This is a genomic window from Roseateles sp. GW821-FHT03B02 (genome assembly GCF_059421025.1).
Genome location: NZ_JBWKUV010000015.1, coordinates 1 through 24,469, shown reverse-complemented (window position 1 = coordinate 24,469; position 24,469 = coordinate 1). Strand labels below are relative to the sequence as shown.

Annotated in this window: 24 protein-coding genes and 1 pseudogene; 10 read left to right on the top strand and 15 right to left on the bottom strand. The window is 70.8% G+C overall.

Annotation, left to right across the window (positions count from 1 at the left end):
- Positions 1-56: 56 nt before the first annotated feature.
- Both AC07VX_RS25980 and AC07VX_RS25975 read right to left on the bottom strand, forming a co-directional pair.
- Positions 57-974: a PEP-CTERM sorting domain-containing protein gene (locus AC07VX_RS25980; RefSeq protein ID WP_493167709.1), complete on the bottom strand. Its 918-nt coding sequence runs from the start codon at positions 972-974 to the stop codon at positions 57-59.
- Positions 975-1,058: 84 nt separating this feature from the next.
- Entirely contained in the window at positions 1,059-1,475 is a 417-nt protein-coding gene (locus AC07VX_RS25975; protein WP_493167710.1) for a hypothetical protein, read from the bottom strand.
- 112 nt (positions 1,476-1,587) lie between these two features.
- Here AC07VX_RS25975 and AC07VX_RS25970 point away from each other — a divergent pair, with 112 nt between their 5' ends.
- Genes AC07VX_RS25970 through AC07VX_RS25960 form a run of 3 tightly spaced genes read left to right on the top strand, consistent with a single transcriptional unit; the run spans position 1,588 to position 5,302 of the window.
- Positions 1,588-3,951, top strand: a complete 2,364-nt coding sequence (locus AC07VX_RS25970) for a PAS domain S-box protein (RefSeq protein ID WP_493167711.1) — start codon at positions 1,588-1,590, stop codon at positions 3,949-3,951.
- Between the two features lie 2 nt (positions 3,952-3,953).
- Entirely contained in the window at positions 3,954-4,379 is a 426-nt protein-coding gene (locus tag AC07VX_RS25965) for a response regulator (RefSeq protein WP_493167712.1), read from the top strand.
- Between the two features lie 5 nt (positions 4,380-4,384).
- Positions 4,385-5,302, top strand: coding sequence for a diguanylate cyclase (locus tag AC07VX_RS25960; protein WP_493167713.1), 918 nt, complete (start codon positions 4,385-4,387; stop codon positions 5,300-5,302).
- A 2-nt stretch (positions 5,303-5,304) separates the two neighbouring features.
- Here the strand turns inward: AC07VX_RS25960 and AC07VX_RS25955 are convergent, their stop codons facing one another.
- From AC07VX_RS25955 to AC07VX_RS25940, 4 genes are all read right to left on the bottom strand, one after another.
- Positions 5,305-5,583 carry a DUF2277 domain-containing protein gene (locus AC07VX_RS25955; RefSeq protein WP_493167714.1) on the bottom strand — a complete coding sequence of 93 codons (279 nt, stop codon included), beginning with the start codon at positions 5,581-5,583 and terminating at the stop codon, positions 5,305-5,307.
- A 13-nt stretch (positions 5,584-5,596) separates the two neighbouring features.
- Complete coding sequence (locus AC07VX_RS25950; protein WP_493167715.1) at positions 5,597-5,785, bottom strand: oxidoreductase-like domain-containing protein; 189 nt, start codon at positions 5,783-5,785, stop codon at positions 5,597-5,599.
- 509 nt (positions 5,786-6,294) lie between these two features.
- On the bottom strand, positions 6,295-6,669 hold the full coding sequence (locus AC07VX_RS25945; protein ID WP_493167716.1) for a hypothetical protein: 375 nt from the start codon (positions 6,667-6,669) through the stop codon (positions 6,295-6,297).
- Between the two features lie 51 nt (positions 6,670-6,720).
- Complete coding sequence (locus AC07VX_RS25940) at positions 6,721-10,278, bottom strand: L-glutamate gamma-semialdehyde dehydrogenase (RefSeq protein ID WP_493167717.1); 3,558 nt, start codon at positions 10,276-10,278, stop codon at positions 6,721-6,723.
- Positions 10,279-10,365: 87 nt separating this feature from the next.
- On the opposite strand from AC07VX_RS25940, the gene AC07VX_RS25935 reads away from it, so the two are divergent.
- Complete coding sequence (locus tag AC07VX_RS25935) at positions 10,366-10,830, top strand: Lrp/AsnC ligand binding domain-containing protein (RefSeq protein ID WP_493167718.1); 465 nt, start codon at positions 10,366-10,368, stop codon at positions 10,828-10,830.
- A 131-nt stretch (positions 10,831-10,961) separates the two neighbouring features.
- On the opposite strand, the gene AC07VX_RS25930 is transcribed toward AC07VX_RS25935, so the two are convergent.
- Positions 10,962-11,657, bottom strand: a complete 696-nt coding sequence (locus tag AC07VX_RS25930) for a dienelactone hydrolase family protein (protein WP_493167719.1) — start codon at positions 11,655-11,657, stop codon at positions 10,962-10,964.
- An 84-nt stretch (positions 11,658-11,741) separates the two neighbouring features.
- Between AC07VX_RS25930 and ribA the strand changes: the two genes are divergently transcribed.
- The 4 genes from ribA to AC07VX_RS25910 all read left to right on the top strand — a co-directional run bounded on the left by ribA (position 11,742) and on the right by AC07VX_RS25910 (position 17,452).
- On the top strand, positions 11,742-12,347 hold the full coding sequence (ribA, locus tag AC07VX_RS25925) for a GTP cyclohydrolase II (RefSeq protein WP_493167720.1): 606 nt from the start codon (positions 11,742-11,744) through the stop codon (positions 12,345-12,347).
- Between the two features lie 91 nt (positions 12,348-12,438).
- Positions 12,439-14,166, top strand: a complete 1,728-nt coding sequence (locus AC07VX_RS25920) for an ABC transporter permease (RefSeq protein ID WP_493167721.1) — start codon at positions 12,439-12,441, stop codon at positions 14,164-14,166.
- Positions 14,166-15,461, top strand: coding sequence for an ABC transporter ATP-binding protein (locus tag AC07VX_RS25915; protein ID WP_493167722.1), 1,296 nt, complete (start codon positions 14,166-14,168; stop codon positions 15,459-15,461). The genes AC07VX_RS25920 and AC07VX_RS25915 overlap by 1 nt, the downstream gene beginning before the upstream one ends.
- Positions 15,462-15,535: 74 nt before the next feature.
- The gene (locus AC07VX_RS25910; protein WP_493167723.1) at positions 15,536-17,452 is read left to right on the top strand and encodes an acetyl-CoA hydrolase/transferase C-terminal domain-containing protein; all 1,917 of its coding nucleotides are present in this window, start codon (positions 15,536-15,538) and stop codon (positions 17,450-17,452) included.
- 3 nt (positions 17,453-17,455) lie between these two features.
- Here AC07VX_RS25910 and AC07VX_RS25905 read toward each other — a convergent pair whose 3' ends face one another.
- On the bottom strand, positions 17,456-17,737 hold the full coding sequence (locus AC07VX_RS25905) for a hypothetical protein (protein ID WP_493167724.1): 282 nt from the start codon (positions 17,735-17,737) through the stop codon (positions 17,456-17,458).
- Positions 17,738-18,044: 307 nt separating this feature from the next.
- On the opposite strand from AC07VX_RS25905, the gene AC07VX_RS25900 reads away from it, so the two are divergent.
- Positions 18,045-18,431, top strand: coding sequence for a c-type cytochrome (locus AC07VX_RS25900; protein ID WP_493167725.1), 387 nt, complete (start codon positions 18,045-18,047; stop codon positions 18,429-18,431).
- Here the strand turns inward: AC07VX_RS25900 and AC07VX_RS25895 are convergent.
- On the bottom strand, positions 18,409-19,203 hold the full coding sequence (locus AC07VX_RS25895) for a helix-turn-helix domain-containing protein (RefSeq protein WP_493167726.1): 795 nt from the start codon (positions 19,201-19,203) through the stop codon (positions 18,409-18,411). The two genes, AC07VX_RS25900 and AC07VX_RS25895, sit on opposite strands and share 23 nt — an antisense overlap.
- A 111-nt stretch (positions 19,204-19,314) precedes the next feature.
- On the opposite strand from AC07VX_RS25895, the gene AC07VX_RS25890 reads away from it, so the two are divergent.
- A complete protein-coding gene (locus tag AC07VX_RS25890) occupies positions 19,315-19,620 on the top strand; it encodes a DUF2834 domain-containing protein (protein ID WP_493167727.1) in 306 nt (101 codons plus the stop codon).
- Here the strand turns inward: AC07VX_RS25890 and AC07VX_RS25885 are convergent.
- The 6 genes and pseudogenes from AC07VX_RS25885 to AC07VX_RS25860 all read right to left on the bottom strand — a co-directional run.
- Positions 19,577-21,241 carry a long-chain-fatty-acid--CoA ligase gene (locus tag AC07VX_RS25885; RefSeq protein WP_493167728.1) on the bottom strand — a complete coding sequence of 555 codons (1,665 nt, stop codon included), beginning with the start codon at positions 21,239-21,241 and terminating at the stop codon, positions 19,577-19,579. The two genes, AC07VX_RS25890 and AC07VX_RS25885, sit on opposite strands and share 44 nt — an antisense overlap.
- 153 nt (positions 21,242-21,394) lie before the next feature.
- Complete coding sequence (locus tag AC07VX_RS25880; protein ID WP_493167729.1) at positions 21,395-21,970, bottom strand: PEP-CTERM sorting domain-containing protein; 576 nt, start codon at positions 21,968-21,970, stop codon at positions 21,395-21,397.
- A 147-nt stretch (positions 21,971-22,117) separates the two neighbouring features.
- Entirely contained in the window at positions 22,118-22,981 is an 864-nt protein-coding gene (locus tag AC07VX_RS25875; protein WP_493167730.1) for a DMT family transporter, read from the bottom strand.
- Between the two features lie 39 nt (positions 22,982-23,020).
- A complete protein-coding gene (locus AC07VX_RS25870) occupies positions 23,021-23,242 on the bottom strand; it encodes a cysteine-rich CWC family protein (RefSeq protein ID WP_493167731.1) in 222 nt (73 codons plus the stop codon).
- Between the two features lie 13 nt (positions 23,243-23,255).
- Positions 23,256-23,978, bottom strand: coding sequence for a hypothetical protein (locus AC07VX_RS25865; RefSeq protein WP_493183976.1), 723 nt, complete (start codon positions 23,976-23,978; stop codon positions 23,256-23,258).
- Positions 23,979-24,281: 303 nt separating this feature from the next.
- A pseudogene (locus AC07VX_RS25860) lies at positions 24,282-24,469 on the bottom strand (IS110 family transposase); the annotation flags it as partial.

Here is a 24,469-nt window from a genome sequence, read left to right as displayed (position 1 = left end):
GGTTGGAACAGGGACATGCGGCGAGTGTCGCCCGACAACGCTGCCAGCTCATGTCATCAGCGCCGCCGCCGCCAAGCCGCCAGGCCCAGCACGCCGCAGGCCAGCAGCAGCCAGCTCGACGGCTCGGGCACGCTGACGACGGCCGCGCCGCGGGCGATGGCCGACTGCGTGTTAGCCAGGATCCCGGCCTGTACGGCGCTGCCCAGGGCCGGATCCAGCTGGGTGGTGAAGGTGTGCGTGGCGTCGATGAAGCCGCCCCGGTTGACTGGCGCCTGCAGGCCGGCCACGACGAGCAGTTCCTGCCCGGGCGAGAAGGTCAGCGAGCCCGCAGAGCAGGCCGTGGTGCTGAGGCTGTAGGTCTGCTCGCCGCCGGGCAGGGCGGCGGAGATGAGGCCGACGCCCAGCACGCCGGGCGTGTCGCAGCCGGCGTAGAACAGGCCGTAGAAAAGGCTCTGCGGGTCGCTGCCGTAGCCGGACAGGATGCCCACGTCCCAGATGCCGACATAGGCCGTCAGGTTGGCACCGCCGGGCAGGCTGACGTCGGTCGCGTTGGTGGAGGAATCGACAATGTGCACGCTGCCGGCGATGGAGAACGGCGTGGGGGCCGTGCCGCCGATCAGGTAGGACTGGAAGCCGAACACGTTGATGTTCATGCGCACATCGCCACTGGCCTGCGTGGCCGCGCGGATGACCGGCAGGTCGAAGCCGCCGAAGCTGACGTCCGAGCGCGCCGAGTCGCCGCCGCCGACATCCAGCAGATTGGTGCCGGCCACGCCGATGCCGCCGCCGAAGCGGTAGTCCGCCAGCGCCTGGCCCGGCCCGCCGCCGTCGCAGAGCTCGCCAGCGCCGACGCTGCTGCAGCTGCGCAGGGTGGCCAGCGAGGCCGAGCCCACCGTCTGGGCCTGGACGGCGGGGCCTGCCCCCAGCACGGCGAGCAGGAGTGTGCGGGCGAGCAGATGGGCGCTGGGCGTCATGGCAGTCCTCTGAGACAGGAGGGCCTTGACTCTAGGCGCCGGGCACCGCGGCCCGCTTCCCCAGAACTACGGAGGGTGCGCGGCTCAGCGGCTGGCCGCTGAGGCCGGCGGCACCGGCACCACGACGCCGGGCGACAGCGAGATCTCGTCCACCGGCGTGACGCCGGTGACGAAGTAGCGCGTCTCGCCGAAGCAGGAGCCCGGCAGGCCGACCTTTTCCTCGTAGTGCAGGTTCACGCGCCGGCCCATGACCTTGTTGATGGCCTGGGCCGTCGCCTCGTCGTGCACGGTGAAATAGAACTTCTCGACCGTGCTGGAGCCGGGCAGCGACACCAGCGCCTGCTCGCCCTCCCAGGTCTTGCAGACCCACCCCTTGCGCGAGAACTTCTGCACCCAGCCGGCGCGCTCGCCGTCGGAGTAGCTCCAGTGCCAGGCGAAAGCGAACCAGGCCGCAACCAGCAGCAGGAGTGCGACGAAGGACAGGGCGATCTTCAGGCGCATGGCGGTGTGGGTAGAGACGGGGCGCGGCGATTGTGCGTCAGCTTGATGGCATCGCCAGGGCGGCCGCAATCGAGCACACTCGTTGCTGTCCCGTCTTCCGAAACCGGCGCGCATGCAAGCAGCCCCGCCCCGCCCCGACGAAGCCCGCGTACTGGCCGCGCTGCAGGCGCTGCAGGTGCTCGATACGGCCTCCGAGCCCCTCTTCGAGGCGCTGGCCCAGGCTGCCTCGCTGGTCTGCGGCACCCCCATCGCGCTGATCAGCCTGGTGGATGCGCAGCGCCAGTGGTTCAAGGCCAACGTCGGCCTGGACGGCGTGCAGGAGACGCCGCGCGAGCTGGCCTTCTGCGCCCACGCCGTGCTGGGCAACGAGGTGATGGTGGTGCCCGACGCGCACGCCGACACCCGCTTCGCCGACAGCCCGCTGGTCACCGGGGACCCGCGGATCCGCTTCTACGCGGGCGCGCCGGTGCAGCTGAGCAGCGGCGACACCATCGGCACGCTGTGCGTCATCGACCGCCAGCCCCGCGTGCTGAGCGCCGCGCAGCTGCAAACCCTGCGCTGCCTGGCCACGGCGGTGGCCGGTGCGCTGGAGGGGCGCGTGGCCAAGCAGCGGGCCGAGGCGGCCATCCGCGAGGCGGCCTGGGCCGCGCTGGTGATGGAGCACAGCGCCGACGCCATCGTCAGCCTGGACGCCCAGCTCATCGTGCGCCGCTGGAACCCGGCCGCGCAGCGGCTGTTCGGCTACACGGCGGCCGAGATCATCGGTCAGCCGGCGAGCCTGCTGGCGCCACCCGATCAGGTGGCCAGCCAGCAGCAGGCCCGCAGCCGCGTCATGGCCGGCCAGGCCTACACCTACGACGCGCTGCGCCGGCACAAGGACGGCACCGAGCTGCCGGTCTCCATCACGCTGGTGCCCGAGTTCGATGCCCAGGGCCAGGTGCCCACCGCCACGCTGTTCGTGCGCGACAACCGCCCCCACCAGCACGCGCTGGCCGCCAGCCGCACCGCCGAGCAGCAGATGCGCCGGCAGTACGAGCAGACACCGCTGATGCTGCACGTCATCGATGCGTCCAACCGGCTGCTGATGGTCAGCGACCGCTGGCTGGACGCCCTGGGCTACCGGCGCGAGGAAGTCATCGGCCGGCCGTCGCTGGACTTCCTGACCCCGGCTTCGCGCGAGAAGGCCTTGCGCGAGGGCCTGCCCGTCGTGCGCGAGAGGGGTCGCGTCGAGGACATCGAACTGCAGTTCGTCACCCGCGACGGCCGGGTGCGCGACGTGCTGCTCAGCGCCAGCGCCGACGCCGGCCCCGACCCCTCGGCGCAGCTCATCGTCGCCGGCCTGCAGGACGTGACCGAGCGCAAGCAGCAGGAAGCCGCACGCCGCGAGAGCGAGGACCTGCTGGAGCGCACCGGCCAGGTGGCCGGCGTGGGCGGCTGGGCGCTGGACGTGGACAGCGGCCGCATCCGCTGGACCGACGAGATCCGCCGCATCCACGGCGTGCCGCACGACTACCAGCCGCAGCTGGACACGGCCATCAACTTCTACGCCCCCGAAGCCCGGCCGCTCATCCAGGCGGCCGTCGAGGCCGGCCTGTCCCACGGCAAGCCCTGGGACCTGGAGCTGCCGGTCGTGCGTGCCGACGGGCGCCGCATCTGGGTGCGCGCCGTCGGTGCGGTCGAGTTTGCCGAGGGGCGGCCGGTGCGCCTCGTCGGCGCGCTGCAGGACGTCACCGCGCGCCGCGTGCTGGACCAGCAGCTGGCGGCCCAGCGCCTGGCCCTGGCCCGCTCCAACGAGGACCTGGAGCGCTTCGCCTACGTCGCCTCGCACGACCTGCAGGAGCCGCTGCGCATGGTGACGAGCTACGGCCAGCTGCTGGCCCGCCGCCATGCCGACGGGCTCTCGCCCGAGGGCCGCGAGTTCCTGCACTACATGGTGGACGGCGGCCAGCGCGCCCAGGCGCTGATCCGCGACCTGCTGGCCCTGGCACGGCTGGACAGCCAGGGCCGCCCGCCCGAGCCGGTGGCGCTGGAGCTGGTGCTGGCCGATGTGCTGAAGCCGCTGCGCCTGAAGCTGCAGGAGACGGGCGCCCAGGTCACGCACGATGCGCTGCCGGTCGTCACGGCCGACCCGGCCCAGATGCGCCAGCTGCTGGGCAACCTGGTCGGCAACGCGCTCAAGTTCACCGGCCCCAAGGCGCCCCGGGTGCACGTCGGCGCGCGGCACGAACCGGGCCAGTGGCAGATCAGCGTGCAAGACAATGGCATCGGCATCGACGCCAAGTATTTCGAACGCGTGTTCGTCATGTTCCAGCGCCTGCACCTGCGCTCCGAACACGAGGGCACCGGCATCGGCCTGGCCCTGTGCAAGAAGATCGTCGAACGCCACGGCGGGCGCATCGGCGTGCAATCCACCCCCGGCGCGGGCGCGACCTTCTGGTTCACCCTGCCCGACACGCCCCCAGGCGCGGAGGCCTGACCATGGACATCCTGCTCGTCGAAGACAACCCGGCCGACATGCGGCTGATCCGCGAGGCGCTGCACGAGGACGGGATGCCCGCGGCGCTGCACTGGTCGGCCTCAGGCGAGTCGGCGCTGGACTATCTGCACGGCCGCGGCGACCACGCCGACCGCGCCCTGCCCGACCTGGTGCTGCTGGACCTGAACCTGCCCGGCCTCAACGGCCACGAGGTGCTGGCCGAGATCAAGGCGGATGCCCGGCTGCGCAGGATTCCGGTGGTGGTGCTCAGCTCGTCCACCGCCCGAGGCGACGTGCTCTCGGCCTACGACGCGCATGCCAACGCGTACGTCGTGAAGCCCGACGACTACGAGCGCTTCCTCAGCCTCGTGGGCTCGCTGCGCAGCTACTGGCGCGACACCGTGCTGCTGCCCTCGCAGGCGGCCTGACCGGCATGACGCAGGCCCCCTTGACGCCGGCCGGCTACCTGCTGCTGGTCGAAGACAACCCCGGCGACGCCCGCCTGACCCAGACCCTGCTGGGCGACCTGCCCACCGCCGACCTGCCGCCGCTGCACTGGGTGCAGACCGCCGCCGCGGCCGTAGCGCTGCTGCAGCAGGAGCCCGGCTGCGCCGCCGTGCTGCTGGACCTGGGCCTGCCCGACAGTGCCGGCCTGCAGGCCTTGCACGCCATTGCCCAGGTCAACCCGCACCTGCCCGTCATCGTGCTCACCAGCGACGAAAGCTCGCCGATGGGGCTGGATGCCGTGGGCTCGGGCGCGCAGGACTTTCTCGTCAAGGGCAGCTTCGACGCCGCCCAGCTGCGCCGCAGCATTGCCTTCGCCACGCAGCGCAAGCGCAGCGAACTGGCGCTGGTGGAGCGCTCGCTGCGCGACGAGCTCACCGGCCTGCCGCGACGCAGCCTGCTGCTGGACAGGCTGCAGGGCGCCTGCCGGCACGCCCGGCGCACCGGCGAGACCTCGGCCCTGCTGTTCATCGACCTGGACGGGTTCAAGCAGGTCAACGACCGGCACGGCCACGAAGCCGGCGACACCGTGCTGCGCGTCACCGCCCAGCGCCTGGTGGCAGGCGTGCGGGGCAACGACTCGGTGGCCCGGCTCGGCGGCGACGAGTTCGTCGTGCTGCTGACGAGCGCCCACAGCGTGGACGCCGCCGAACTCGTGGCCCACAAGCTGCTGGCCGCGCTGCAGCAGCCCATCCCCTACCAGGACCGGCTGCTGCAGGTGTCCGCCAGCATCGGCGTGACCCGGGTGGACGCCGGCGCGGAGTCGCCGGAGACCTTGCTGCGCCGCGCCGACGGGGCGATGTACGAAGCCAAGCGGCGCGGCAAGGCGCGCGTGCAGCGCTTCTGACCTCAGTCGCCGCGGGGGCCGAAGCGCTGCGCCGAACGGACGCGGGCCTTGGCCGCCTCCACGGCGCGGTCGCGCGGCTCCGCCGTCGTCACCAGCGATGCGATCAGCGTGCGTGCCTCGGCGGCGACGGCCGCCACGGCCTGGTCGAAGGCCGCCTCGTTGGCCCTGGACGGCACGTTGAAGCCGCTGAGCTTGCGCACGAACTGAAGCGCCGCGTCGCGGATCTCGACCTCCGTGGCCGGGGGTTCAAAGTTGAAGAGGGTGCGGATGTTGCGGCACATGGCATGGGCCTTTTCAGCCGGCCTCGGGATGCCGCTCCCGCCAGGCACGCAAGGCTTGGCGGTACTCATCCTTGGCCAGATCGTGGAGGTCGAAGATGCAGGGGTCGCAGCCGTTGCCGCAGCAGGCATCCAGGTCCGGCTGCGGGGGCGGCTCGGGCCTGGGGTCCGGATCGGGCAAGGGAGGCGGGGTCGTCGGCATCATCGTCACGGATTGTGGGCTGAGCGGAATCGGCCTGCGCCATCAGGACCGAGATCCGCGACCCGCAGGCCGCCTGCTTCGACCTCCCGACGCAGAAGACCATGTGCGGCGGCAGGCGCATCGCCGTCGGCGCTGCGGCCTGTCTGTTCGCCAGCGTGAACGGGGGCGGTGCGGGGCGGGTGGCGCGGGGCGGCGTCACGGCTTCGATGCCGACACCGCACCGGGCTCAAGTCCTTTGCCGACGACCGGGCTGAACTTCAGGCGCTACCGCCAGGCGACCGACGGGACCGCCAGCCTCAGCGAGGCCGCCACGGCCTTTCCCGACGAATTTTTCTAGGAAGTAGAAAATTTCACTGATCCGTCATGAAAACCCGGCCCGACCGGGTTATGCTGCACCGCAACATCGCATCGCTGCGATACCGCTTGTCTCCTCCACCGCCCCTGGGTGGATTTGGCCCTCTCCCGGTGGCTTGCCACCAGCAGAGGGCCTTTTTCTGTCCGGTACGCAGGCCTCAGGACCGCGGCAGACGGCGGCGGCTTTCGAGATGGCGAACGCGCGCCTGCAGCTCGGCCAGCTCACGCTCGCCCTGGGCATCCTTGATGGCCTCGATACGGTCGCGGATCTCGCGCAGCTGCTGCAGCGGCCCTGACGCTTGACGGACCTCGGCCGGCAGGCGCTCGGCCATCTCGATCAACAGATCGGTGATGACGCCGAGCTGATGGCCGTAGCTCGCCACGCCGAAGGCCTGCGCCTCGATGCGGGCATTGCCCGCCTCGGGCTTGATGCCGGCGAAGAACCAGTCGAGCCGGGGCTCGATGTCCTGCGCCACGTCGCCGCTGAAGGGCAGGCGCAGCTGCGGCGCCCAGAGCCAGAACCAAGGAAACATGAGACTTCTCCCCTGCACGCCAGGACTGTGGGCGTGTGGCGGGATGGTGTCTCAGTGCACGCCCGCCAGCAAGGCAGCGTTGCCGCCCGCCGCGGCGGTGTTGACCGTCAGCGTCTGCTCGGCCGTGAAGCGGTACAGCTGGCGCACGTGGCCCGCCGCGGTGACCAGCGGCAGGATGGCGCCGGAGCGCTGCGCGAGAGCCTGGGCCAGCGCATGCGCCACGGCCGCGTCCGACGAGGCCAGGGCCACGCCGGCCAGATGCGGCGCGGCCAGCAGGCCGGGCAGCGTCGCATCGGGCAGCAGCGTCAAGGCCTGCGTCGGCAGGCCGGCGCGCAGCAAGGCCTGGCGGGCGCGTTCGTCGCCGCCCAGCCAGATGGCGCTATTGCCGGCCAGCAGCGCGCTGACTGCGGCAGCCAGGCCCGCCTCGGCCCGGCCCAGCACGGCGAAAACGCCGCGGGCATGGTGGCGCAAGGTGTTGCTCTCGCCTGTGGGGCCAGGCAGGGCCAGGTCGGCGAGCTGAGTCTGCGCGGCACTGAAGAGGCCGCGCAGCGCCAACGCCGTGGGAGCGTCCAGCGTGTCGGCGGCGCGGCGCAGCGTGGCGATGCGCTCGGCCAGCGGCGTGTCGCGCCAGCCGGCGTCGGCGGCGACGGCCAGCGCACCGGCATGGCCCTCCAGCGCCAGCACCGGCGTCGGCGCATCGAGCCGCGGCTCGGCAACGAAGCGGCGCAGATAGTCGGGGCCGCCGGCCTTGGGACCGGTGCCCGACAGGCCCTCGCCGCCGAAGGGCTGCACGCCCACCACGGCGCCGATGATGTTGCGGTTGACGTAGACGTTGCCAATGCGCGCCGCGTCGGCCAGGCGCTGGGCACGGCTGTCGATGCGCGTCTGGATGCCCAGCGTCAGGCCATAGCCCAGCGCATTGATCTCGGCGATGACCTCGTCCACCGAATCCTCGAAGCGCACGACGTGCAGCACGGGGCCGAAGATCTCCTCGCCCAGATGGGCGATGCGCGGCAGCTCGAAGGCGACGGGGCGGATCTGGCGCGGCATGGGCTCGGCCACGGGCGCCTCGGCCAGCAGCTTGGCGTCGCGCTTCAGGCGCTCGACGTGCCTGCTGATGCTGGCGTGGGCCTCGTCGTCGATGACGGGTCCGACGTCGGTGGCCAGGTGCGCCGGCTGGCCGACATGCAACTGCGACAGCGCGCCCTTGAGCATCTCGATGACGCCGTCGGCGATGCTGGACTGCACGCACAGCAGGCGCAGCGCCGAGCAGCGCTGGCCGGCGGAGCGGAAGGCGCTCTGCACGACGGCGTCGATGACCTGCTCGGGCAGGGCCGTCGAATCGACGACCATGGCGTTCAGGCCGCCCGTCTCGGCGATCAGCGGGATCGGCGAGTCAGGCTTGGCGGCCAGAGCCTTGTTGATGATCTGCGCCACGGCCGTGGAGCCGGTGAAGCAGACGCCCGCGGTGTGGGCGTGGGCCACCAGCCCGGCGCCGACGGTCTCGCCCGCGCCGTGCAGCAGGGCCAACGCATCGGCCGGCACGCCGGCGTTGTGCAGCAGCTCGACCATCCTCAGCGCGACGTAGGGCGTCTGCTCGGCCGGCTTCGCGGCGACGGTGTTGCCCGCGACGAGCGCCGCGACCACCTGGCCGGCAAAGATGGCCAGCGGGAAGTTCCACGGGCTGATGCAGACGAAGACGCCACGGCCCTGCATCAGCGTGGCGTCGCCCTCGGCCTGGTCAGCGTAATAACGCAGGAAGTCCACGGCCTCGCGCACCTCGGCCACGCAGTCGGCCTGGGTCTTGAAGGCTTCCTTGACGAGCAGGGCGCAGAACTCGGCCAGGCGGGCGTCGAGGTCGTCGGCGGCGCGGCGCAGGATGGCGGCCCGGCGGGTGACGGGTGTGCCGTTCCAGACCATGAAGCCGACGTGCAGGCGCTGCATGGCCATGTCGACCTCGGCAGCGCTGGCTTCGGGCACGGCCTGGACGGCGACGGTCTCCAGCGCGGCCTGCAGCGGCGCGCGCTGGGCGGGGGCGGTCAGGTCGGCACCGGTGGAATTGGCGCGGCCACGGCCCTCGGCGTCGAGGTAGAGGTCGGGCGGCAGCGGCAGGGCGCTGTTCGAACGCACATCGGCCAGCGGCGAACCGAGCAGCTCGGGCACCTGCACGCTCGGGTCGGCCAGCTGGTGCACGAAGGAGGAGTTGGCGCCGTTCTCCAGCAGCCGGCGCACGAGGTAGGCCAGCAGGTCGCGGTGCTCGCCGACCGGCGCGTAGACGCGGCAGGGGATGGAGCCGTCCTTCAGCACCTCGCGGTAGACGCCCTCGCCCATGCCGTGCAGGCGCTGCATCTCGAAGGCCGCGCCCGCCGCGCGGGCCATCTGCACGATGGCCGCGATGGTGCCAGCGTTGTGGCTGGCGAACTGCGGGTAGATGACGTCGGCGTGCTGGATCAGCGCGCGGGCGCAGGCCAGGTAGGACACGTCGGTGTGCTGCTTGTGCGTGAACACCGGGTACTCGGCCAGTCCCAGCTCCTGGGCGCGCTTGATCTCGCCGTCCCAGTAGGCGCCCTTGACCAGCCGCACCATGAAGCGCAGGCCATGCCTGCGGGCTATGGATCCCACCTCGTCGACGACGGCCAACGCCCGGCTCTGGTAGGCCTGCACCGCGAGGCCAAAGCCGCGCCACTGCGGGTAGACGACGGCGATCTTGGCGGCCAGCGTGTCCAGCACGTCCAGCGACAGCTCCAGGCGGTCGACCTCTTCGGCATCGATGGTCAGGTTGATGTTGGCCTCGGCGGCCAGCTCGATGAGCTGCCACACGCGCGGCAGCAGCTCGGCGAAGACGCGTTCGCGCTGCAGCACCTCGTAGCGGCTGAACAGCGCACTGAGCTTGATGGAGATGCCATCGGAGCCTTCTGGCGACTCGGCGCGGCGGCCGGCGGCGATGGCCTTGATCGCGCCCACATAGGCCGCCTGGTAGCGGCGCGCGTCATCTTCGGTGCGGGCACCCTCGCCCAGCATGTCGTAGCTGAAGCGCAGCTGCTTCTGCGCCTTGCGGGCGTCGTCCGCCTCGCTCATGGCCTCGCCGATGTTGCGGCCCAGCACGAACTGCCGGCCCAGCAGCTGGATGGCGCGCACCGTGGCCGCCACGACCGTCTGCGCGCCCAGGCGCTTGAACAGGCCGCCCTCGTCCTCGGCGCCGGGCAGGAAGCGCTTGGACATGGAGATGGCCGAGGCCGACAGCGCGGCCAGCATCTTGTGCGGACTGCCTTCGCTGGCACCGTCGAAGTCGGCGCGGCCCAGCTGGTCGGCCGTCAGCGCGATGGCGGTGGGGGCGTCGGGCACGCGCAGCAGCGCCTCGGCCAGGCGCATCAGGGCCAGGCCCTCGGCGCTGGTGATGGGGTACTCGCGCAGCAGCGATTCCATGGCCCAGAACGGCGCCGGGTTGCGGCGCACCTGCTCGACCCAGGGGCCGGCCATGGCGATAACGCCGGGCCAGTCCAAGGCACCGCCGACACGCTCTGCCAGGGCCTGCACGACGCCGGCTTCGGCCCGGTAGGGGTCGGGCAAGCGAGGCTGTTCGGGCGGGGCGGCGAAGGGCGTAGACATGGCTGGCTCCTGGTGAGGTTTCGCACTCTATCGAGGTCCCTGTTGGATTAAATTCCAAGGATTCGCCAAGCAGCCGACGAAAATCCAATGACCGACACCCTCGACAAGATCGACGAGCGCATCCTGCGCGTCCTGCAGGCCGACGGGCGCATTTCCAACCTCAAGCTGGCCGAGACCGTACACCTGTCGCCCACGGCCGTGCTGGAGCGCGTGAAGCGGCTGACGCGCGACGGCTACATCCTGGGCTACGAGGCGCGGCTGAACCCCGCCAAGCTGGGCGCGGCCATGCTCGTCTTCATCGAGGTGCACCTGGACCGCACGGTGCAGGACGTGATGGACACCTTCAAGGCCGCCGTGCAGGCGCGGCCGGAGATCCTGGAATGCCATCTCGTGGCGGGCGGCTTCGACTACCTGCTCAAGACCCGCGTGCGCGACATGGGCGCCTACCGGGAGTTCATCGGCAGCGTCATCTGGAGCCTGCCGGGCGTGCGGGAGACGCGCACCTACGCGGTGATGGAGGAGGTCAAGTCGACCAATGCTCTGCCGATCTGAGGCGGGGCCTGTGGTCAGGATCCACCCATGACCGCAAGCCCGCTGCGCAGAGGCCTCGCCGCACTGCTGCTGCTCGCCGGGCTGGCCTTGACGAGCAGCGTGGCGCGCCTGCGCCAGGCTCCCCGCCTGCGTCACCCCAGCTGCTGACCGAAGAAGCGCATCGCCCGGTCCCAGGCCTGCTCGGCCCAGGCCGCGTCGTACTGCGTCCCGGCAATGCGCCCCGGCCCCTGGGCCGTCTCATTGGCAAAGGCGTGATGGGCCAGGTAGCGGTGGCCCTCGTAGGCCACGCCGGCCTGGACGAACTTCGCCTCCAGCGCGTCCACGCCGGCGATAGCGAAGAACTCGTCCTGCGTGGCCCAGTGGGCCTGCAGCGGGATGCCTATCCTGCTCGCGTCCACGTACTCGACCGGCGGCATGCCGTACCAGACGACGGCCGCGTCGGCCTCGGGCACCAGCGTCGACGCCAGCACGGTCAGGGCGCCGCCCATGCAGTAGCCCGTGATGCCGACCTTGCCGCTGCCGGGCTTCAGGCCCTTGAGGTATTGCACGGCGCCGCGCACGTCCTGCGCGGCGGCCTGGCCGAAGTCCAGGCCCGTCATCAGGTGGTGGGCCTCCTCGGCCTCGACCGTGCTCCTGCCGCGGTAGAGATCGGGCACCAGGGCCGTGAAGCCGGCCGACGCGAAGCGCCGCGCGACGCCGCGGATCTGCTCGTTCAGGCCCCACCATTCCTGGATGACGACGACGGCGCCGACGGGATTTGCGGCCTCGGCCAGATAGCCGGACACGCTGGCGCCATCGGGACGCAGGAAGCTGACGGTATGGGGCATGCTGCTCTCCTGTGACGAAACCGGCAGCCTATCCTGCCCCCGGCGCCACGGGTTTTCCCGCGCAGGGGGACAATGGGGCTTCCCATGAAGATCGAACGCATCGTTTCCACCCGCCTGCCCACGCCTTATGGCGAGTTCGCCATCCACGGTTTCCGCGAGAGCGACTCGGGCCAGGAGCATGTCGTGCTCAGCATGGGCGACCTCGCCCACGGCGAGCCGCCGCTGGTGCGCGTGCACTCCGAGTGCATGACGGGCGAGGTGTTCGGCTCGCTGCGCTGCGACTGCCGGCCACAGCTGCAGGGCGCCATGGAGCGCATCGCCAAGGAAGGCCGCGGCGCCATCGTCTACATGCGCGGCCACGAGGGCCGGGGCATCGGCCTGGTGCAGAAGCTGCGCGCCTATGCCGAGCAGGACGCCGGTGCCGACACCATCGAGGCCAACGCCCAGCTGGGCCTGCCCATCGACGCGCGCCGCTACGACGCCGCCGCCTGCATGCTGCGCGCGCTGGGCGTGAAGCGCATCCGGCTGCTCACCAACAACCCGCTGAAGATGGCGGCGCTGGCCGAGTTCGGCATCGAGGTCGTCGAGCGCGAGGCCTCGCTGACCGCGCCGGGGCCAGACAACGAGAAGTACCTGCGCACCAAGGCCGAGTCCATGGGCCACCACGACCTGGGCCATCTGTTCGAGTAGCGTTCGCGCAAGCCGTCCGCAAGGCTGTGGACAGCCCCTTCACCGTACGGTGACATTCGCCGCCTAGGCTGCCGGGTCCTGCTTCAGCTCCATGTCCGACCGCCGCTTCTTCCCCCGCCCCGCCGTCGAGGCCACGTTCAATCGCTGGGATTGGACGCTGCTGCCCCTCGTCCTCGCGGTGCTCATCCTGCTGGCGCTGGCCGCCTCGCAGATGGCCCGGCCCTTCCACGTCGGCGAGCAGTTGCCGCTGAGCCTGGACGTCGCCTGGCTGCCCTACTACCTGCTGCGCACCACGCTGCGCATGTTCATCGCCCTGGCCGCGTCGGTGGTGTTCGCCTGCGTGTTCGCGGTGCTGGCGGCCAAGGTGCGTGCCGCCGAGAAGGTGCTGGTGCCGCTGCTGGACATCCTGCAGTCCATTCCCATCCTGGGCTTCCAGGCGATCGCCGTCGCGCCCTTCATCGCGCTCTTCTCGGGCAACCTCTTCGGCGTGGAGCTGGCCGCGCTGTTCGCCATCTTCACCAGCCAGGCCTGGAACATGGCCTTCAGCCTCTACCAGTCGCTGCGCACGGTGCCTGACGAGCTGCAGGAGGCGGCGCGCATCTTCCAGCTGTCGGGCTGGCAGCGCTTCTGGCGGCTGGAGCTGCCGTTCGCCATGCCCGGCCTGCTGTGGAACATGATGATGAGCATGAGCGGCGGCTGGTTCTTCGTCGTCGCATCGGAAGCCATCTCGGTGGCGGGGCAGGACATCAAGCTGCCCGGCGTGGGCTCCTACATCGCCGTGGCCATCGAGGCGCGCGACCTGGGCGCCATCGGCTGGGCCATCCTGGGCATGCTGATCGGCATCCTGCTTTACGACCAGCTCTTCTTCCGTCCGCTGCTGGCCTGGGCCGACAAGTTCCGCTTCGAGGCCACCGGCAGCGAGCAGGCGCCGCAGTCCTGGCTGCTGACCTGGCTGCGCCGCACCGAGCTGCTGCAGCGGCTGGGCGCCTGGCCGGGCCGCTGGATCACGGCCAGCTTCGCGCCGCTGAGGAAGAGCTACGACGGCCGCTCCATCCGCGCCCGGCCGCAAGCCCCCAACCCGCTGTGGACGCGCGCCTGGGACGCGCTGCTGGCCGCGGCCGTGCTGTTCGCCGTCTGGCGGCTGGTGAGCTTCATCCACACCGAGGTGGGCTGGGGCGAGGCGGCCCATGTGTTCAAGCTGGGCCTGTACACGCTGGCCCGCGTGCTGGTGCTGATCGCCGTGGCCTCGCTGGTGTGGGTGCCCATCGGCGTGTGGATAGGCCTGAACCCGCGCATCGCCGGCCGCGTGCAGGCGGTGGCGCAGTTCCTCGCGGCCTTCCCGTCCAACCTCGTGTTCCCGGTGGCGGTGCTGCTGATCGTGAAGTGGCAGCTCGACCCCGACATCTGGCTGTCGCCCCTGATCATCCTGGGCACGCAGTGGTATCTGCTGTTCAACGTCGTGGCGGGCGCCTCCACCATCCCGACCGAGCTGCGCCTGGCCGCGCAGAACCTCGGCCTGCGCGGCTGGCTGGCCTGGCGGCGCTACCTGCTGCCGGCCATCTTCCCCAGCTTCGTCACCGGAGCCATCACCGCCAGCGGCGGGTCGTGGAACGCCAGCATCGTGGCCGAGTACGTCACCTGGGGCGACACCCGGCTGCAGGCCCAGGGCCTGGGCAGCTACATCCAGCAGATGACCACCGCCGGCGACTTCCCGCGCATCGCCCTCGGGATAGGCGTCATGTGCGTCTTCGTCATGGCGATGAACCACTGGGTGTGGCGGCGTCTGTACCGCATCGCCGAGGAAAGGATGCACTTCTGATGACCAGCCTCATCGAACTGAAAGGCGTCGCCAAGGGCTTCAAGTCCGCAGACGGCAGCCTGCGCACGGTGCTCGAAGGCGTGGACTTCGCGCTCGCCAAGGGCGAGATCGTCGCGCTGCTGGGCCAGAGCGGCTCGGGCAAGAGCACGCTGCTGCGCATCATGGCCGGGCTGATTCCGGCGGACGCCGGCGACGTGCACTACCGCGGCCAGCCGCTGTTCGGCCCGGCCCAGGGCATCGCCATGGTGTTCCAGAGCTTCGCGCTGTTCCCGTGGCTGACCGTGCAGCAGAACGTCGAGCTGGGCCTGGAGGCCGCCGGCATGCCGGCGGCCGAGCGCGCCCAGCGGGCCGAAGCGGCCATCGAGCTGATCGGCCTGGCCGGCTTCGAGGGCGCACTGCCGCGCGAGCTGTCAGGCGGCATGCGCCAGCGCGTGGGCATCGCGCGGGCGCTCGTGATGCAGCCGGCCGTGCTGCTGATGGACGAGGCCTTCTCGGCGCTGGACGTGCTGACCGGCGAGCGCCTGCGCAACGAGATCCTGGAACTGTGGGACGGCGGCCAGATGCCCACCCAGGCCATGCTGGTGGTATCGCACAACATCGAGGAGGCCGTCATGATGGCCGACCGCGTGCTCGTCTTCGCGAGCAACCCGGGCCGCGTGCGCGCCGAACTGCCCATCACGCTGCCGCGCCCGCGCCGCGCCGACAGCGCCGAAGTGCGGCTGCTCATCGACGAGGTCTATCGCCTGATGACCAGTGCCACGACGCTGCCCGGCGCCGTCGAGGCCGTGCCCAAGCCCCACCTCAGCGACCGCCTGCCCGAGGCCGAGGTGGGCCGCATGGAAAGCCTGCTGGAGCTGCTGGCCGACGAGCCCTTCAAGGGGCGCGCCGACCTGCCGCAGCTGGTGGAGGAGAGCGAGCTCACCGACGAGGCCGTGCTGCCGCTGGCCGATGCGTTGCACCGCCTGGGCCTGGCCCAGCTCAGCGGCGGCGACCTGTTGATGACGCCGCTGGGCCACAAGTACGTGGAGGGCACGCACGAGTTCCGCCGCGAGATCTTCGGCCAGCAGCTGCTGGCCCATGTGCCGCTGGCGGCCTTCATCCGCCACAGCCTGGAGCAGGAGGCCGACGGCGAGCTGAAGGAGGAGCCCTTCCTCAAGCTGCTGTGCGCCCACATGGACGCGGCCGAGGCCGAACGCGTGCTGGGCGTGGCCATCGAATGGGCGCGCTATGGCGAGGTCTTCGAGTACGACTTCCACACCGGCCTGATCCATCTGCCGGAAGCAGACGAGGACTGACGCGCGCGTCGTTTGCCCCAGCGCAAGCCGCTCCCGGCACGGGCACTGCACACTGCCGGCCGAGGAGACATGACATGAGCTTATCCAGCCTCGACACCGTCGATGCGGCCGTCGATGCGGTGCTGGCCCGCGTGCCCGGTCGCATCGTGCTCGCCCTGCCGCTGGGCATCGGCAAGCCCAACCCCTTCGTCAACCGGCTGTACCAGCGCGTCAAGGCCGACCCCGGGCGGCAGCTGACGCTGGTCACCGCACTCAGCCTGGAGGTGCCCTCAGGCCACAGCGAGCTGGAGCAGGCCTTCCTCGGCCCGCTCGTCGAGCGGGTGTTCCAGGGCTATCCCGACCTGGACTACGTCAAGGACCTGCGCGGCGGCCGCCTGCCGCCCAACATCGAGGTGCGCGAGTTCTTCCTGAAGACCGGCGACTACCTCGACAACCCGCTGGCCCAGCAGCACTACATCAGCACCAACTACACCTTCGCCGCGCGCGACATGCTGGGCCAGGGCGTCAACGTGCTGGCCCAGGCCGTGGCCTCCGAAGGCGAGGACGGGCCCGGCTGGCGGCTCAGCCTGTCGAGCAACCCGGACGTGACCCACGAGCTGAAGGAGCGCGCCGCCGCCGCAGGCCACGCCATCCTCAGCGTCGGCTGCATCAACCGCGCGCTGCCCTTCATGCAGGGCGACGCCGTCGTCGCGCCCGACTTCTTCGACCTGCTCGTGAACGACCCAGCCTGCAGCCACACGCTGTTTGCGCCGCCCAATGCCAAGGTCAGCACCACCGATCACGCCATCGGCCTGCATGCCAGCAGCCTCGTGAGGGACGGCGGCACGCTGCAGATCGGCATCGGCTCGCTGGGCGACGCCATCGCCCATGCGCTGATCCTGCGCCAGTCCCGCAACGACGACTACCGCCGTCTGCTCGACGCCCTGGGCCCCGAGGGCGCCACGGGCCCGGAGCGCACGCCCTTCGAGCAGGGCCTCTACGGCTGCTCGGAGATGTTCGTCAACGGCTTCCTCAAGCTCATCGACGCGGGCATCGTGAAGCGCAAGGTCTTCACCGACCTGGCCACGCAGGAGGCCGTCAACCGCGGCGAGCTGGATGCCGCAGACTTGCCCGGCGGCGTCGTCATGACCGGCGGCTTCTTCGTCGGCCCCACGGACTTCTATGCCGCCCTGCACCGGCTCACGCCCGCGGAGCGCGCCGCCATCCGCATGGACCGCATCGACCGCATCAACCAGCTCGACAGCGCCGACCTGGGCGATGCCGCGCTGCGTCGCGCCCAGCGCCGCGAGGCCCGCTTCATCAACACGACGATGAAGGTGACGCTGCTCGGCGCAGCGGCCTCGGACGGGCTGGAAACGGGCCAGGTGGTGTCGGGCGTGGGCGGCCAGTACAACTTCGTCGCCATGGGCCATGCCCTGCCCGGCGCGCGTTCCATTCTCGTGCTGCGCGCCTGCCACGAGACGCGCGACGGCCCGGTCAGCAACATCGTCTGGCAGTACGGCCACTGCACCATCCCGCGCCATCTGCGCGACATCGTCATCACCGAGTACGGCGTGGCCGACTTGCGCGGGCAGACCGACGCCGAAGTCGTCAAGCGCCTGCTGCGCGTCGCCGACTCGCGCTTCCAGCCCGAGCTCATGCAGGCTGCCAAGCACCACGGCAAGCTCGAGGCCGACTGGCAGCTGCCGGCCGCCTGGACGCGCAACACGCCGCAGCAGTTGGACGCCGCCCTGCACCCCCTCACCGAGGCCGGCCTGCTGCCGGGCTTTCCCTTCGGCACCGACCTGACCGAGGACGAGATCCGCATCGTCACCGCGCTGCGGCGCTTGAAGAAGAGCCTGCACCACCCGGTCGCGCTGGTGACGGCGACCCTGCGCAGCGCCTGGCAGGGCAAGACCGTGCCGCCGGCCTACCTGGAGCGCCTGGGCCTGGACGAGGCGCGCGGCTTCAAGGCCCTGCTGCTGAAGCGGCTGTTTGCCGGCAACCTGTAGGTTTCAATGGCTGAGCAGATGGCCGATGCCGGCCTGCGCGTAGACGGCGCGGACGTTCTCCGTCACCGGCTGCCGGACATCGGGGGGCATGCAGCGCACCAGCCCGCCCTGGGCCATGATCCGGCGCAGCTCGACGGCACGCGCCGCGGCCTCGGCGCGGCTGCGCGCTGGGTCGGCAAAAGCGTCCAGCAGCGGGAAGGCATCGGCCCACCAGGGCGCTGGGTACCAGGTTTCGTCGCCGGCCTGCAGCCAGTACCGGGGGATGAATGTGATGCCTTGTGTCATGAGCGCTGCCTCCCTCCCGCCAACTGCGCGGGGTGACAGGATTCTGTCGAGCCCCTGCCGCTGCGGGTGGTGAACAAGACCAGCGCACATCCCCCTGAATCGGGCGTTCCCACCAGCCGGCTGCGCGGGCAACGCGCTTGCGCGGCGGCCGGCACTGCTCCAGCCAGGAGCACTCGCGTGGCCCCGGCGGCGAAGGCCTGCTCCAGGCTGGCAATTCCGCCGCCGGGATTGATGGTCGTCAAGGTTGGCGCAGGAGGCCGTCACTAGCCTGCGGCCGAACTCGACTTTCATCCACGGAGGGATACCCATGACCACTCGGATCGTTTCACTGCTGGCCCTGTCCATGGCCGCACTGCCCGCCTGGAGCGCGCCGGCCGGCGATGACGCCGCCATGCTCCGGCTGGCCGGCGGCAGCGGCTGCATGACCTGCCACCACATCGACCCCGGCGCCAAGGGCCCCGACGGGCTCGCACCGATCGGCCCCGCCTGGCGCGACGTGGCCGCCAGGTACCGCAGCACGGCGGGCGCGCTGGACCAGCTGACGCACACCGTGATGACGGGCTCCAACCCCTACAGCAGCCACTGGAAGGGCAAGGCCAGCGGCCTGGCCATGCCGCCCAACGAGGTCGCGATCAAGGAGGCCGACGCCCGCCTGCTGGTCGGCTGGATCCTCAGGCTGGACGCGCCGAAGTAGTGCCCGGCCCGGCGGCGCCGGCCAGGGCCTGCCGCGTGGTCTCGTCGGTCGGAAACAGATGCTCGACCTTCAGCGAGGCGAGCGTGATGTCCAGCGGCGTACCGAAGCTGGTGATGGTGGAGAAGAAGCTCAGCACCTGCCCGTCCGCCGCGCGCAGGCGGAAGGCGAGCACGGGCAGGTTGCCGGCGGCCTCGATCGGGCCCCAGGGCTGCAGCGTGGGGCGCAGCTCGTCCAGCAGCGCGCGCAGGCGCGGCAGGTGCTCGGCCTCGCGGCTGGCACGGGCCCACATCTCGTTGCACAGCCAGGCCTCGTCCACGCACAGCACGCGCAGGCCGCCAGGCGCGAACACGGCGCGCAGCAGGTTGAACGGGCCGCTCTCCAGGTGATCGGCGGGCAGGCCCAGCAGCGCCAACAGCCGCGCCAGGCCCTCGTTGGCCATGACGACGTTGTACTCGCCGTCCAGCACCAGGGCCGGCGCCGCGCCGTTGGCGTGGATGAGCTGCGCCAGCGCCGCACGCACGGGCCCCATCTCGGGCGCGTCCAGCGCGCGCTCGGCGTGAGCAGGCGCATAGCCGGCGGCCAGCAGCGCCTGGTTGCGCTCCTCCAGCGTCGCGCCCAGCGAATCGAGCAGGGCGATCAGCGTTTCGCGGCCGGCGCGGGCGCGGCCGGTCTCGATGCAGCTGAGGTGACGCTGAGACACGCCGGCGCGCAGCGAGAGTTCGAGCTGGCTGACGCGACGTGACTTGCGCAGGGCGGCGAGGGTGGCGGTCATGCGGCCATTCTGCGGCGAGGCCATCGTCGCGGCCATGACCTCGGAGGTCATTGCCGCGGCACGCGCGGCTGCCGAGCATGGTGGCATGTTCAACCCCGCTGGAGATCCGCCATGCGAACCGTCCTGATCCTCGTCCTCGCCGCCTTCGGCGCCTTCTCGTCCTGGGTGATGTGGGAGGTGGGCTACCTCGGCATCTGGCAGGCCGGCATGAGCAGCCCGGGCGCCTGGCAGGTGCTCGTGGACCTGGTGCTGATGTCCTGCATCGCGCTGGGCTTCATCTGGCACGACGCGCGGCTCACGGGCCGCACGGTCTGGCCGTTCGCACTGCTGACCGTCGCGGTCGGCTCCTTCGGGCCGCTGCTCTACCTGCTGCTCAGCCCCTGGCCTTCTCGCGCTCCTGCAGCGCGCGCCACATGACCTTGCCCGCGCCGCTCTTGGGCAGGCTGTCGACGAACTCGATGCGGGCCGGCACCTTGTAGGCGGCCATGTTGGCGCGACACCAGTCGCGCAGCTCGGCCTCGGTCAATGCCTCGTGCCCGGCGCGCCGCACGACGACGGCCTTCACCGTCTCGCCGCGGTAGGCGTCGGGCGCCGAGATGATGCAGGCTTCGGCGATGCCGGCGTGGGCGTGCATCAGGTTCTCCACCTCGCTGGGCCAGACCTTGAAGCCGCTGGCGTTGATCATGCGCTTGAGCCGGTCGGTCATGAAGAAGTAGCCGTCGGCGTCGACGTAACCGATGTCGCCGGTGCGGAAGAAGCGCCGGCCCTCGAACTCGATGAAGGCCGCCGCGGTGGCGTCGGGCCGGCCCCAGTAGCCGTCGAAGACCATGGGGCCGCAGACGATGATCTCGCCGCTCTCGCCGACCGGCAGCTCGCGCTGCGTGTCGGGGTCGATGACGCGGGCGTCGCAGCTGAGGTAGGGCACGCCCAGGCATTGCTGCTTGGGGGCGTCGTAGGGGTTGCTGTGGCTGGGCGCGGCCGTCTCTGTCAGGCCGTAGCCTTCCATGTAGCGCAAGCCCCAGCGCTGCCACAGCCGCTCGGCCACGGCCTGCGGCATGGACGCGCCGCCGCCGCCGATGGAGACCATGCTGCTCAGGTCGAAGCGGTCCACCTCGGGGCTGGCCAGCAGGTCGATGACCATGGTGGGGATGTTGGTCCAGCGCGTGACGCGATGGGTGGCGATGAGGCGGGCCGCGTACTCGCGCTGCCAGCGCGGCATCAGCACCAGCGCCGCTCCGCAGGCCAGCGTGCCGTGCATGACGACGACCATGCCGGTGATGTGGAACATGGGCACGACGCCCAGCACCACGTCCTCGTGGTTGGCGCTGGCCCACAGGCCGCCGGCGAAGATGTTGTGCTGCAGGCTGCGGTGCCTGTGCATGCAGCCCTTGGGGTGGCCCGTGGTGCCGCTGGTGTAGGGCAGCAGGGCGAGGTCGTCGGCGCCCACGTCCACGTTGGGCGGTTCGTCGGTGCAGCCCATGGCGTCTGCCCAGGACGCGGCGCCGGCGGGCAGGGCGAGGTCGGCATTGAGCCAGTCGGCCCAGCCAACGGGCAGGCCCGCGCCGTCCGTCTGCCCGCCGGGCAGCACCTCGGCCAGGCGGGTGACGAGCATGTCCTTGGCCGCCATGCCGGCGGCCAGCCATTCGGCGCTGAGGTCGACGCTCGTCACGGCGAAGACGGCACCGCTGTCATCGATGAGGTGCCTGATCTCGGCCGCGCGGCACATCGGGTTGACCGGCACGACGACGGCGCCCAGGCTCAGGACGGCGTAGTGGGCGACGACGAGCTGGGGGCAGTTCTGCAGGTCCACCAGCACCCGGTCGCCCTTGACGATGCCTCGCTGCGCCAGCCAGGCGGCCAGCCGCCGCACCTGGGCCGCCAGCTCGGCATAAGTCGTCGTGTGGCCGAGGAAGACGAGGGCCGCGCGATGCGGGAACCGGCGCGCGTTGACGAGCAGGTTGTCGGGCAGGGCGGTGGCCGGCGGCTCGATGGCGTGGGGGACGCGGGCGGGCCAGAAGGCGTGGTGGGGTCGGGACATGGTGGCTCCTCGCTGCCGTCGTGCGGGCGGGGCGAGCCCGCGCGCTGGCATCAGCGGGCACTCATCTTCCCGCAGTTGGAGTCACAGTGTTGCGCCGCTGCAGGCGCTGTCGATCACCGATGCGACAGCTCGGGACGGCGCCAGCGCTCCGCTTCAGGCCTGGCGGCGGCGCGCCACGGCAGCAAGGCCGAGGGCCGACAGGACCAGCAGCACCGAGCCCGGCTCGGGCAGGCGCTGGGCGGACGCGTCGGCGGTGACGACGACATTGTCCAGCCGGATGAAGCTGGGATCATTGCGTGCCTTGAATGACAGCACGGTCGCGGCCGAACTGGCGTTCAGGGCGCTGAAGGTGAAATGGGCCCAGTTGTATGGCGTGTTCGAGAACGAGAAAACGCTGACGCCGTCGAAGAGGGCTTCGAACGTCGCGTTCGTCGTGGCCGTGTTGTAGACGTCGAAGGAGAGCGTGTAGGAGCCCCCCACCGCCGTGGCCAGGGTCTGGCTGATGACGGCCGGAGAACCCGTGGCGCCGCTGCGCCAGAGGTAGGTGTGATTGGAGGTGACCGTGTTGGCAATCACATCGGACAAGCTGAGGTTGCCCGACTTGGTCCAGCCGGTGAAATTGCCCGTCTCGAAATCGCCGTTGACCACCAGATTAGCCCGTGCACCGGTGGCGATGGACATGAGCAAGGCAGCGGCGCAGGTCAGTCGGGTGAGTCGGGCAAATTGCATGGCTGGCTTCTTGAAGTGTGGTTTGCACAGCCTAAAGCAAAGTTCGAGCCAGACTTTCGAGTTATCCGCTTCCTTTCTAGGGGGGAATGCGTCTTGCCGCGCACCCGGCGGTCCGGCGAAAGCTCGCCAGTGTCAAGTTTTCCGACATCAGGCGGAGCCGCGTTTCACGACTAGGTAGACGCCAAGCAAGGTGACGGCCATGCCGGCAATGGCCTGTGCACCCAGGGTCTCGCCAAACAGCAGCCATGCCATCACGGCCGTGACCGAGGGCACGAGATACATGGTGCTGCTGACCGCCGTGACACGGCCGTGGCGCAGCATGTAGAACATCAGGCTGATGCCGCCCGCCGTCAGCACCAGGATGCTCCAGGCCATGGCGATGACGACGTCGCGGTTCCAGACGATGCGCATGGGCTCCAGCCACCAGGCCAGGGGCAGGGTGGCGGCCAGCGAGGCGGCGAACTGCACGACCTGGCCGGTGCGCAGGTCGAAGTGGGGCACGAAGCGCTTCTGGTAGAGCGTACCGCCGGTGATGGCGAACAGGGCCATGAGGCTGACGAGCAGGGGCGTGCCGTAGCTGCTGCCGAGGTTGAGCTTGTGCCAGATGACGAGCACCACGCCGGCCAGGCCCAGGGCCACCCCGGCCCATTGCCGCGGCGACACGCGCTCGCCGATGAGGGGCGCGGCGGCGGCCACCAGCACCGGCTGCAGGTTGACGATGAGGGCGGCCGTGCCGGCCGGCAGGCCCTGGCGGATGGCCACCCAGACGCCGCCGAGGTAGAGGGCCTGGATGCCCAGGCCCGACAGGGCCAGGTGCAGCATCGCGCGCGGCGCCGGCCACGGCGCCCGCGCGGCCAGGGCCAGCGTCAGCATCAGCACGACGACGCCGGCGTAGCGCCAGCTCAGGAAGGTCAGCGGGTCGGCGTAGGGCGCGGCGAGCTTGGCGGCGATGTAGCCGGTGGCCCAGATGAAGATGAAGAGGGGCGGGGCGATGCGGTCGAGCAGGGGCATGCGGCCATCATGCAGCAAGCATCCGACAGGGAGCTTTCGTCAGCGGGTGCCAGCCGCCGGCTGGCGCGCGTCGGCCTCTATGAGCTCGTGCAGGCAGGGCTGGCACAGGCAGCCGCGGTAACGCTCGGCGAGCTGGGCGCGCAGCCTCTCGGTGAGGCGGATGCCGAAGCAGGCGCAGTGGCCGGCCTGGACGCCGCATTCGAAGCCGCCACCGCAACGCGGGCAGGTCGCAGGGGTCGGGGGCGGGAGGGCGGTGGCCATGGCGTGCACAGGTTCAGAACGCGGATTGTGGGTCCTCCGGCGGCGCCAGCGGGGTGGCACGGGCCAGGGCCATCCAGGTGGCGAAGTCGGGCTTGTGGGCGCGCTTCGGCGCGGGGCGGGCCAGTTCGAGGTGGCTGTCGTGGCCGATCAGCACGCCGTAGTCGGCCGGGATCTCGTCGGGCTCGGCGATGCCGGCCTTGATGACGAACCAGCACTGGCCGCACAGGGCCTGGTAGGCCGCAGACTTGGCCGGCCGGCGCAGTTCACCCAGCAGGTCGGCGCGGCTGACCTTGATCTCGTGGATGGCCGGTTCGAGGTAGTCCTCCACGGTGCTGTGGCGGATGGAGTAGACGTCGGGCATGGCGTTGACCCAGAGGGTCTTGCCGTCCTCGCCGGGCAGCCCGGCGCGCAGCGTGAGGCCGCGCCAGGCGATGCGCCCGGCGCGCTGCATCTCGGTGGCGACGCGCTCGACCAGGCTCTCGTGCGCATCCCGCGAGGCGCGATTGCGCTTCAGCGAGGCGGCGATCAGGCCGACGCCGGCGTCGGTCACGCGCAGGCGCTCGCGGCCGTCGGACTCCTGCAGCCGCTCGACCCAGCCGGCCGCCAGCAGCTCGACCTCGACCAGGTCCTGGCAGGGCCAGCCGGCGCTGCGCCAGAGCTGGCGCAGGCGTTGCAGGTGCAGGCGGCTGGGGGCAGGCATGGCGAGGCTGGCGGGCACGACGAGATTGGGCCGCACGGGCCTGTCGCCGCATGTCAGCAAGCCCGCATCTTCGCGCCGCGGCCGGGCATGAAATCTATGGTCACCCCCGCTTTTGCAAGGGCTGACAGCAGGCTGAGGTGAAGGTGGCTTGCGTAAATCTATCCGGCGTCTGGATGGGGATCGATGATCCCCGCGCCCCGATGAGAGCCGCGCCTGGCAGTCCTTGAAAAAGCCTCGGCTTCGAGAGCCGATTTCATTGTCGGGATGCCTGCCAGGCCGAATGGGCCGTTCACGTCATCACTGCTACAGCGGTCGCAAAACCGGTTGGTCAAGTGTTGATCAGGTCGCTGCCGGCTCTGGCCGCAGCTTGCCCGGGTCGTAGACCGTGTGGCCGCGAGCCAAGGCCCAGGCCATGCGCGCGAGCTTGTTGGCCAGCGCGCAGGCCACGATGTTCGAGTGCCGGCGCGTGAGCAGCGAGCGCACCCAGTCGGCCAGCGGGCTGGGGTACTTGTCCAGACGCTGCATGA

What these genes read in the sequence shown, in the direction of transcription:
- ribA (WP_493167720.1), top strand. Translation starts at nt 11,742, where the DNA reads ATGAAGATCGAACGCATCGTTTCCACCCGCCTGCCCACGCCTTATGGC.
- AC07VX_RS25950 (WP_493167715.1), bottom strand. Translation starts at nt 5,785, where the DNA reads ATGATGCCGACGACCCCGCCTCCCTTGCCCGATCCGGACCCCAGGCCC.
- AC07VX_RS25915 (WP_493167722.1), top strand. Translation starts at nt 14,166, where the DNA reads ATGACCAGCCTCATCGAACTGAAAGGCGTCGCCAAGGGCTTCAAGTCC.
- AC07VX_RS25890 (WP_493167727.1), top strand. Translation starts at nt 19,315, where the DNA reads ATGCGAACCGTCCTGATCCTCGTCCTCGCCGCCTTCGGCGCCTTCTCG.
- AC07VX_RS25870 (WP_493167731.1), bottom strand. Translation starts at nt 23,242, where the DNA reads ATGGCCACCGCCCTCCCGCCCCCGACCCCTGCGACCTGCCCGCGTTGC.
- AC07VX_RS25935 (WP_493167718.1), top strand. Translation starts at nt 10,366, where the DNA reads ATGACCGACACCCTCGACAAGATCGACGAGCGCATCCTGCGCGTCCTG.
- AC07VX_RS25975 (WP_493167710.1), bottom strand. Translation starts at nt 1,475, where the DNA reads ATGCGCCTGAAGATCGCCCTGTCCTTCGTCGCACTCCTGCTGCTGGTT.
- AC07VX_RS25895 (WP_493167726.1), bottom strand. Translation starts at nt 19,203, where the DNA reads ATGACCGCCACCCTCGCCGCCCTGCGCAAGTCACGTCGCGTCAGCCAG.
- AC07VX_RS25980 (WP_493167709.1), bottom strand. Translation starts at nt 974, where the DNA reads ATGACGCCCAGCGCCCATCTGCTCGCCCGCACACTCCTGCTCGCCGTG.
- AC07VX_RS25945 (WP_493167716.1), bottom strand. Translation starts at nt 6,669, where the DNA reads ATGTTTCCTTGGTTCTGGCTCTGGGCGCCGCAGCTGCGCCTGCCCTTC.
- AC07VX_RS25905 (WP_493167724.1), bottom strand. Translation starts at nt 17,737, where the DNA reads ATGACACAAGGCATCACATTCATCCCCCGGTACTGGCTGCAGGCCGGC.
- AC07VX_RS25965 (WP_493167712.1), top strand. Translation starts at nt 3,954, where the DNA reads ATGGACATCCTGCTCGTCGAAGACAACCCGGCCGACATGCGGCTGATC.
- AC07VX_RS25875 (WP_493167730.1), bottom strand. Translation starts at nt 22,981, where the DNA reads ATGCCCCTGCTCGACCGCATCGCCCCGCCCCTCTTCATCTTCATCTGG.
- AC07VX_RS25960 (WP_493167713.1), top strand. Translation starts at nt 4,385, where the DNA reads ATGACGCAGGCCCCCTTGACGCCGGCCGGCTACCTGCTGCTGGTCGAA.
- AC07VX_RS25880 (WP_493167729.1), bottom strand. Translation starts at nt 21,970, where the DNA reads ATGCAATTTGCCCGACTCACCCGACTGACCTGCGCCGCTGCCTTGCTC.
- AC07VX_RS25970 (WP_493167711.1), top strand. Translation starts at nt 1,588, where the DNA reads ATGCAAGCAGCCCCGCCCCGCCCCGACGAAGCCCGCGTACTGGCCGCG.
- AC07VX_RS25940 (WP_493167717.1), bottom strand. Translation starts at nt 10,278, where the DNA reads ATGTCTACGCCCTTCGCCGCCCCGCCCGAACAGCCTCGCTTGCCCGAC.
- AC07VX_RS25885 (WP_493167728.1), bottom strand. Translation starts at nt 21,241, where the DNA reads ATGTCCCGACCCCACCACGCCTTCTGGCCCGCCCGCGTCCCCCACGCC.
- AC07VX_RS25920 (WP_493167721.1), top strand. Translation starts at nt 12,439, where the DNA reads ATGTCCGACCGCCGCTTCTTCCCCCGCCCCGCCGTCGAGGCCACGTTC.
- AC07VX_RS25900 (WP_493167725.1), top strand. Translation starts at nt 18,045, where the DNA reads ATGACCACTCGGATCGTTTCACTGCTGGCCCTGTCCATGGCCGCACTG.
- AC07VX_RS25930 (WP_493167719.1), bottom strand. Translation starts at nt 11,657, where the DNA reads ATGCCCCATACCGTCAGCTTCCTGCGTCCCGATGGCGCCAGCGTGTCC.
- AC07VX_RS25910 (WP_493167723.1), top strand. Translation starts at nt 15,536, where the DNA reads ATGAGCTTATCCAGCCTCGACACCGTCGATGCGGCCGTCGATGCGGTG.
- AC07VX_RS25955 (WP_493167714.1), bottom strand. Translation starts at nt 5,583, where the DNA reads ATGTGCCGCAACATCCGCACCCTCTTCAACTTTGAACCCCCGGCCACG.